Annotated in this window: 6 protein-coding genes; 1 reads left to right on the plus strand and 5 read right to left on the minus strand. The window is 49.1% G+C overall.

Annotated features, from left to right (window positions below; genetic code table 11):
- Positions 1 to 245: 245 nt before the first annotated feature.
- The 5 genes from truB to sstT form a co-directional block, all read right to left on the minus strand.
- On the minus strand, positions 246 to 1094 hold the full coding sequence (gene truB, locus Q0323_RS07980) for a tRNA pseudouridine(55) synthase TruB (RefSeq protein WP_298053325.1): 849 nt from the start codon (positions 1092 to 1094) through the stop codon (positions 246 to 248).
- Positions 1087 to 3147, minus strand: coding sequence for an ATP-dependent helicase (locus tag Q0323_RS07985; protein WP_298053328.1), 2061 nt, complete (start codon positions 3145 to 3147; stop codon positions 1087 to 1089). Before Q0323_RS07985 ends, truB begins: the two co-directional genes overlap by 8 nt.
- On the minus strand, positions 3144 to 3551 hold the full coding sequence (locus tag Q0323_RS07990; protein ID WP_297960736.1) for a hypothetical protein: 408 nt from the start codon (positions 3549 to 3551) through the stop codon (positions 3144 to 3146). Before Q0323_RS07990 ends, Q0323_RS07985 begins: the two co-directional genes overlap by 4 nt.
- A 1-nt stretch (position 3552) precedes the next feature.
- Complete coding sequence (locus Q0323_RS07995) at positions 3553 to 5430, minus strand: M3 family oligoendopeptidase (protein WP_298053332.1); 1878 nt, start codon at positions 5428 to 5430, stop codon at positions 3553 to 3555.
- Between the two features lie 110 nt (positions 5431 to 5540).
- Positions 5541 to 6800, minus strand: coding sequence for a serine/threonine transporter SstT (sstT, locus tag Q0323_RS08000; RefSeq protein WP_298053335.1), 1260 nt, complete (start codon positions 6798 to 6800; stop codon positions 5541 to 5543).
- 144 nt (positions 6801 to 6944) lie between these two features.
- On the opposite strand from sstT, the gene metK reads away from it, so the two are divergent.
- The gene (metK, locus tag Q0323_RS08005; RefSeq protein ID WP_298053338.1) at positions 6945 to 8144 is read left to right on the plus strand and encodes a methionine adenosyltransferase; all 1200 of its coding nucleotides are present in this window, start codon (positions 6945 to 6947) and stop codon (positions 8142 to 8144) included.
- The last annotated feature ends 1020 nt before the right edge of the window (positions 8145 to 9164 follow it).

A 9164-nucleotide genomic window follows, 5' to 3' on the forward strand; every position in this document is an offset into this window, starting at 1 on the left:
TCGAAATTTTATTCCTTTTTTGCGAGCGGCTGCCGTCCGCCGTGCGTTGAAATTTATACCGCTTAAGGCCGATTTACGATCCGTGCGCAACGAAAGAGCGCAATCCCGCCACCGCTCGTGATAAAATTTAGCCGCACATGGCGGCGCGCTATGCGAGCAAATTTAAAACGCGCCGTATTTATAACCGCTCAAATTTCAAGCCAGGGCCGCCCGATCAAAATTCCGCCGCAAGCTAGAGGCGCTGATTAAAACGCACCGCCCGCGATCGGGACGTCATTCCACAGATACCTCACCTCGCCCGCGCCAATCTCGATGATCGAGTAAAAATCGCCGCAGATAAGCAGATAGCGCCCGTCCGCGCAGCTCGCCAGATCCTTTGCGGCGAGCTTCTTGCCCAGGATCACGTCGCGCGCGTCGCCGTCGTAAAAATTCGGCTGAAGATCCAAAAACTCGAGCGGATTTAGCGCCGCCTCGTCCGCAAAGCGCGGATCTTTCAAATCAAAAAACCCCTCGCTTTCTCGCCTAAGCGCGCTTAGCGTGCCACAAACGCCTAGCTTTTCTGCTAAAATTTGCGCGAAAGAGCGCACGTATCCGCCCTCGCTGAGTGCTACGCGAAAGCTTACGAAAGGATGAGCGTAACTTAAAATTTCGGCATCAAAAACCCGCATCGAGCTCTCTTTCAAGCTCACCTCTTCGCCCGCGCGAGCGAGCTTGTATGCGCGCACGCCGTCAATTTTCTTGGCGCTGAAAGCGGGCGGGATAAATTTTATCTCGCCGCGCATTTGCGCCATCGCAGCGTCTAAAATTTTGTGCGAAAGCGGCGGAATTTGCTCCACGCGCCCTATGTTTTCATTATCGCCGCTTGGGCTCTGCGCGCCCAGCCACAGCGCCGCGGCGTAAACTTTTGGCTCCTTTTTCAAAAACCTAAAAAAGCGCGCGTATTGCCCAAACGCGACGATCAGCGCGCCGCTTGCGAAGGGATCGAGCGTGCCGCTAAAGCCCGCCTTTTTCACGCCGTATTTGCGCTTTAAAGCGCTTAAAAATTTATTGCTGCCGATGCCCGCGGGCTTGTCCGCCAAAAACAATCTATTCATAAGAGCCGATCTTTTCTACGAAATTCGACATTATCACGCGCGAAATTCCGCCGAAATTTATAGTGAGTCGGTCGCCGTTTACCGCCGTGATCTGTCCGATCCCAAATAGCTTGTGTTTGATCAGCTCGCCCTTACTAAAGCCGCTGCTTTGCTCGCGCGGCGGCTCTTTAGCCACCAAACCCGCCTCGGCTATAAATCTGCTAGCATCCAGCCTCTCGCGCTTGCCGCGATAAAAGCGGCTAGCGGCAAAGCTAAGCGTAAGCGTGCGCTTGGCGCGCGTAATCGCCACGTATGCGAGTCTGCGCTCCTCCTCGATGTCATTGCTGTCGCCCAAAAGCGGGAAAAACCCCTCCTCTAGCCCGATTACAAAAAGATGCTCGAACTCAAGCCCCTTACTAGCATGCACGCTCATTATGTTTATCGCATCGCCCATGATGGCGTCTTGATCGCTAAGAAGGCTCAGCTCGTTTAAAAATTCCGCCAGATCAAAATCGGGCTTATTGCTCGCCTCATCCTTTAGCATAGCCAAAAACTCGTCGATGTTCGCTACCCGATCAGCGCCGTCCGGAAGCGAGGCGTAGTAAGCCTTTAGCCCGAAAGCAGGCTCCAACGCGTCTATTTTTTTGATCGTATCGGCTAGCGCGGAGATAGAAGCGATACCGCTTTTAAGCTCCGCTAGAGCCTGCGCCGCCTTGGCGCTAAGCCCCGCATCAGGCTCACTAAAAGCGTCGAATAGACTGATAAGTCGCAGGCGCGAAAGCTCCTCGAGCTTTGCCAGCGAGACCTTGCCGATGCCGCGCTTGGGAACGTTTATGATCCGCCTCATCGAAAAATCGTCGTGCTCGTCGTTTACCAAGCGTAGATAGGCGATCGTATCCTTGATCTCGGCGCGCTCGTAAAATTTCACGCCGCCTACCATTTTGTACGGGATTTTAGCGCGATTCAGCCCCTCTTCCAGCGCACGCGAAAGAGCGTTTACGCGGTAAAGCACGGCGATTTGAGAGGGCGCTACGCCGCTTGAAAGCAGCTTTTTTATGGCTTCTGCGATCTTTGCCGCCTCGATGCCCTCCTCGTCTGAACGCAAAATTTCGATCTTTTCGCCCCCGCCGTTCATGCTAGTAAGGCTCTTGCCGAGGCGGTTTTTGTTATGCGAGATGAGCTCGTTGGCAGCATTTAAAATTTCATCCGTGGAGCGGTAGTTCTGCTCGAGTTTGATAAATTTCACGTTTGAGAACTGATCTTTAAAATTTAAGATATTTTCTATCCGTGCGCCGCGCCAGCCGTAGATACTCTGATCATCATCGCCCACCACCGCGAGGTTTTCATGCGTGGTACAGAGCTTTTGCAGCAGCTTGAATTGAATGTCGTTGGTGTCCTGATACTCATCCACCGTGATATAGGCGTAACGGCGCGAAATTTCATCGCATAGCCGCTCATTGGCGCTTAAAATTTTATAAGGCAATATCAGCAGATCATCGAAATCCACCAGATTATTCGCCGCCAAATACGCCTCGTAGCGCTTGTATGCATCAGCGCAATGCGCGTAAAATCCGCTATACATCCTGCTTAGCTCGTCCTCTTCGCCCTTTAGAAGCTCGTCGATATCTTTGGGGCCGATCAGAGAATTTTTGTAAGTTGAAATTTTAGCCGCCAATAGCGACGTGGGCAAATTTATCTCAAAGCCCTTGATGATCTTTTTCTTATCGTCAGTATCGATTACTTGGAAGTTTGCGCTACGCCCAAGCTCACTAATATGAAATTTCAAAAACAAAAGCCCAAATTTATGAAAGGTGCACAAAAGCGGCACGCTGCTTAAATTTAGCCCGCTTATCAGATTAAGCGCTCGCGAGCGCATCTCGGCGGCGGCTTTGTTCGTAAACGTAAGCGTGAGAGTATTTTCCGCAGGCACGCCGTTTGATAGCAGATAGGCAAGGCGCGCGGTGATCGTTTTGGTTTTGCCGCTGCCCGCACCCGCTAAGATTAACATCGCTCCGTCCACGTGGCTCACAGCCTCGCGCTGAGCGGGATTAAGACCTTCTAAAATATCGCTCATTTTGAAAAAATTTTACGCGATTTTTCGCGCTTAAGCCACTCGGATTCGGGACGAGAAAAATTTACCGCGATGGGCTTGCCGTCCACGACGATCTGCAAGACCGCGTAAAACGGCACGCTAAGCGTGCTTGCAAAATCCTGCGGCCCAAATCCCGCCTCGAAAACCAGCTCATCCTTGCTAAGATGCGCGCTAGAAAGCGTGTATTCCTCTAGCTGCAAAAAGATCGCGGGCATTTTGAAGCTTTTTAAAATTTCCTCCGGCAGCGGCGGGTCAAATTTTATCTGATCCGTCCTCGCAACGATGCCAAATCCATATCCAAGAGCCAAAACGTAGTCCAAAACCGCGCCTATATTCGCACTGCTCGCAGCGATAAATTTATCGTCTTTTAAAATTTTATCTATCATCCTAACCCCTCACAAACTCATCTACAAGCGCCGCGACCTGCTCTATGCCGATGCGCCAAAACTCACTTTTATTGATGTCAAACCCGAATTTCGCCACTAGCTTTTGCGGCTCGTCGCTGCCGCCCGAGCTTAAAAACTCGGTGTAAATTTGAACGAAATTTTCGAGCCTGCCGCTCTTATACAGCCCGTAAAGCGCGAGCACCAAAAGCTGCGCGTAGGCGTAGGAGTAGCAGTAAAACGGCGTGTGAACGAAGTGCGGGATGTAGCTCCACCAACTTTTGTAATGATCCTGTAAGATCAACTCGCCCGCAAACATCTTGCGCGACTCCTCCATCCAAAGCTCATCAATACGGTCTACGCTTAGCTCATCCGCGCTAGCGTGCACGCGCCGCTCAAAGGTCGTAAATCCGATCTGGCGGTAAAGCGTAGCGAAGATATCTTCGATCTTTGCCGCAAGCATCGCTCTTAGCGCGGCCTTGTCGCTTGCGGTCTGCGAGGGCGTATCCGTATCGCTTGCTGCAAGCTCGCTCGGACCCGCAGAGTCTTGCGAGGCGGCATGTTTTACGGCGCGCTCGTTTGGAATTTCACCGCCCTGAGCCTCTTGCGAAGTGCTGCATTTAAAATTTTGCAAGCCGTTTAAATTTGAAAAATTTTCGCGCATATAATCAAACACCAGCATCTCGCAGAAAACCGACGCGGTTTCTGCAGTCGTAAGCGGCGTGAAGGAGTTAAAATAGCCCACGCCGTAGCTTAGATACTGATGTATCGCATGCCCCAGCTCGTGCGCGAGGGTAAATACGTCGCGGCGCTTGCGGGTAAAATTTAAAAGCACGAAGGGATGCGTATCGCGCGAACCCGAATGCGAAAACGCGCCGCTTTGCTTATTTTGCGCGGGCATCGCGTCGATCCAGTTTCGCTCAAACGCGATCAGCGCGATCTGCTTAAATTTCGGACTAAATTTTTCAAACGCCGCTAGCACGATCTGCTTAGCCTGCTCGAAGCTAAACTCGCTCTCATCGCCGCCGAGCGGCGCGTATCTATCGTAATCATACAGCGCGTCGTAGCCTAAAATTTCGCGCTTTTTGGCGTAAAATTTGCCGACTAGAGCGAAGCTTCGCTCCGTCTCTGCGATCAGCGCATCGACGCTTGCGATGTTTATCTGATTTTCCTCGTGCATCACCGCCTCGGCTTTATCGTAACTGCGCAGCTCGCAGCGAATTTTAAGATCGGTTTTGATCATATTGTAGATGTAGCCAAGCAGGTGAGAATTTTGCTCTAGCACCGCGCTTAGCGAGGCTGCGGCGTCCTTTCGCACCTCGCGATCGGAGCTATGAAGCAAGCTTAAAATTTCCTCCTCGCCAAGCTTTTGCCCGCGAAAATCAAAGCTCATCCGCGCCATGCTCTCGTCAAAAAGTCGCGAAAACGCCTCGCCGCTTACGGGTGAAGTTTTTAAAAGCACGCTTTCTTGCGGCAAGCTTAGCTGGTGAGCCTTGCGCTGCTTAAGCAGGCTCAAATAGTATCGAAATCTCCCGCCCCCTGCGATAAACTTGTCCTGTTTTGCGGCGTCCAGCTCGTTAAACTCGAGCTCAAAAAAAAGCAGGCTCTGCGAAATATCGTTGCAAGCCTGCTCCGTCTTAGCCTGCTGCGCCCCAAGGCTCGTATCTTGCGCGAAACTAAGATGCGCAAAGCTCATTATCTTGCCGATCTGCTCGCTGATGCCCTCATAAAGCTCAAGCGCGCCTAAAAACTCCTCCGCGCTAAGAGTGTGCAGCTTATCTTTAAATTTAAGCTCAAAATCCCTAGCCTGCGCAGCCGCGCTATCTATCGCGCCGCTAAATTCCGCCTCGTTTGCAAACAGCTCGCCTAAATTCCAATTCATCGATTTCCTTTTAAAATTTTTGGATAATTTTATCAAAAAAGAATAAGTAAAATTTTAAAAACCGCAAATCCGCCATCTAAGCGGAATTCGCGGTAAAATTTTAAGGTTAGTTATTTTTGCATACTTTGCGACGCGATCGCCGTAAAAATCACGTCGGTGGAGCTATTGATCGCGGTTTCTACCGAGTCTTGGATCACGCCGATGATAAAGCCGATCGCGACCACCTGCATTGCGATGTCGTTTGAGATATTAAAGAGCGAACACGCAAGCGGTATCAGCATCAATGAGCCGCCTGGCACGCCGCTAGCACCGCACGCACCGACCGCCGAGACCACGCAAAGCAGTAGCGCCGTCCAAAAATCGGGGCGCACGCCGAGCGTATGAGCCGCAGCAAGCGCCAAGATCGCGATTACCACCGCAGCGCCCGCCATATTTATCGTAGCTCCCAAAGGGATCGAGATCGAGCTTAGCTCGTCGCTGATACCGAGCTTTTTGCATAAATTTAAATTTACCGGGATATTTGCCGCCGAGCTGCGGGTAAAAAACGCTGTGAGGCCGCTTTCGCGCAGGCAGGTAAATACGAGCGGATACGGATTTTTCTTAATCACCGCAAAAACGATGAGCGGATTTACCACGAGGGCTACGAACGCCATCGCGCCTACGAGCACGACTACGATTCGCGCATATCCAAGCAGCGCATCGACGCCGGTTTGATACACGGTAGAAGCTACTAGGCCGAAAATTCCAAACGGCGCGAGCTGGATTACGAATTGCACGATTTTGGTTACCGCTTCGCTCAGATCGGTAAAAATTTTTTTCGTTTCGTTGGTACAAAATTTAAGCGCGACGCCAAGACCTATCGCCCAGGTTAAAATTCCTACGTAGTTTCCGTGTGCGATAGCGTTTAGCGGATTATCTACAACCTTAAAAAGCAGATCTTTTAGCACGATCCAAACGCTCGCAGGGACCGCATTTTCTGCCGCGCCGACATTGCTTAGAGCAAGCTGCGTCGGAAATAAAAAGCTGGCTGCTACCCCCACGCACGAGGCTAAAAAGGTGCCTACGATATATAGAACAACCACGCGTTTTAAGCCGCTTGCGCTACCGTATTGTTTATTTACGATCGAGCTTAAAATCAAGATAAAAACTAAAATCGGAGCTACCGCCTTAAGGGCACCTACGAATAAATTTCCTAAAATTTCCCCAAAAGCTACTACGTTTATTAAAAACGAATTGTGCTCTGCCGCAATATCACCTGCCGCTGAACGTGCGGCAAAGCCCAAAATAGCTCCTATTATCAAACCTGTAACTATGCGCAGAACTAGATTTTTATCTTTGTAGCTGGCTACTAATTTTTGAATCGAACTCATTTTTTACCTTTCAATCAAAACGTCGTTTGAAATATATCGAAATTTTATTTAAGCACATTTAAATTTGGGCGAAATTTCGTAATTTTTAGTCAATCTTAAAACCTCGTTAGATAAAATACCCCGAAATTTTAATCAGGAGCAGATATGTATCTTTTCACAAGCGAGGTAGTAAGCCCCGGACATCCCGATAAATGCGCCGATATCATCGCAGACAGCATCGTGGATGAAATTTTAAAACAAGATCCAAACGGACGCGTAGCAGCGGAGGTTTTCATCGCGGGCAAACACGTAGTAATCGGCGGCGAAGTAAACGCTAAGATCGATTTTACCCACGACGATTACCGCCACATCGTAAAGGGCGCGCTTAGCGAGATCGGCTACAACGACAACCCTCATTTCACGCGCGCGCAGTGCCTGCATCCGCAGGATTTGCAAGTGGACGTATTTTTAAACCAGCAAAGCCCCGACATCAACCAAGGCGTCGATCAAGAGGGTGGTGAGATCGGAGCGGGGGATCAGGGCATAATGTTCGGCTTCGCAAGCTGCGAGACGAAAAATTTTATGCCGGCGGCGATTACCTACGCGAGGCTTCTTTGCGATCACGTTTATGCCTACGCAAAATCCCATCCCAACGAGCTTGGCGTCGATATTAAAACGCAGGTTAGCGTCGATTACGGCACGAAGAGCAATTTTGAGGAGTGCAAGCCGCAAAGTATCCATACGATCGTGGTTTCCGCGCCATGCGTCGAGAGTATGAGTATCGAGCGCGTCCGAGATCTGATCGGAAATTTAATCGATTCTGCAGGGCTTCCGAAGGAGCTTTACGACAAAAGCAAAACGATCATCTACATCAACCCGACCGGCCGCTACGTAAATCACAGCTCGCTTCACGATAGCGGCCTAACGGGGCGCAAACTGATCGTAGATAGCTTCGGCGGCTACAGCCCGATCGGCGGCGGCGCTCAAAGCAGCAAAGACTACACCAAGGTCGATCGCAGCGGGCTTTATGCGGCGCGCTATATCGCCAAAAATATCGTCGCGGCAGGGCTTGCGAAAAAATGCATCGTCCAGCTCAGTTACGCAATCGGCGTCGCAAAGCCCGTCAGCGTCAGCGTCGATTGTATGGGGACAAATTTAGGCGCGGCGAGCGACGATGAGCTATCCGCTTTCGTGCTTGAAAAATTTCCGCTCACGCCGCGCTGGATTATCGATAAATTCGGTCTTGATCGCCCAGGCAAAGGAAGCTTTCTCTACGCCGACGTCGCCGCGCGCGGACAGGTCGGAAACGACGAATATCCGTGGGAGCAGCTTGACGGCGTGGAGCTTTTTAAGGCTTTGAAATAAAATTTTACGCTTTGCAGTAGCGCCTTTTTAGCTTACGACATTCGCTAGGCTTGCAGCAGCGAGCCTAGCTCAATATTCTACGCGGCTTTTGCATGCCGCGTAGTTTTATCGCATCCCAAGAAATAGCGTTGCGGCAAAATTCTCCATCAAAATTCTAAGCTATGAAATTTAAGAGTTCTAGCAGGTAGAATTGAATTTTAAAAATTTTAGGCGCAACTCGCACAAAATTTTAAAATTGACGCAGTGTAATCCCAAGGCTAAGCCTGTCTAGTTTAGTGATAAATTCTAACTAGAGCAGGCTTTAAAAGTATTTGCATACAAGCTTTAAATCTGCAATCGCTTAAAATGAAATTTGACCTACAAAATTTTTTCTAACATGCTTCGTGCTTAATCTCCGAAAGACAAAATTTTAAATTCTCATTGCTTGTGATGTTTAAACGTGTAGATTTTAAAATTTTGCCATTTTATTTGAAGTTCACTGCTTTATATAACAAGAAAACCCGAAGCAAATTTCACTTAAAAGCGGCATTTGCAAGATAAAAGCACTGAAATTTTAAAATGTGGAATTTATGAACGCTACTAATTTAAAATCTCAGATTGGCACGCTTCGCCAAAGCTCCTCCGCTAACTACGCGAAATGAAAAAGCAAGATTAAATTCTCTCTCGCTCAATGTCACCCGCAAGCAAGCACGGCAAAATATCAAGATTAAATAACATAATAGATAAAAGAATAAGACAAAAGGAGGAGGCTCAAAGCTTGATAAAATTCTAGCCTTGTGCGGCGGCGACCGAGCGGCTTTTAAATTTGGCTTTAAACGCAGCGATGCGAATTCTGTGCCTTAACTTAAATGCTAAGAGGCGATAAAATTTTATCGCTGTTTTCATAAATTAAAATTTTAAAGATATTGCCAAACTACACAGCTGCAATAAGTAAATCACCTGCATTTTAATCACCCGCGCCTCGCCTAAAATTGCCTAAAATTGCCTAAAATTGCCTAAAATTGCCTAAAATTGCCTAAA

It is taken from the genome of uncultured Campylobacter sp. (genome assembly GCF_938030145.1).
Classification (GTDB): domain Bacteria; phylum Campylobacterota; class Campylobacteria; order Campylobacterales; family Campylobacteraceae; genus Campylobacter_B.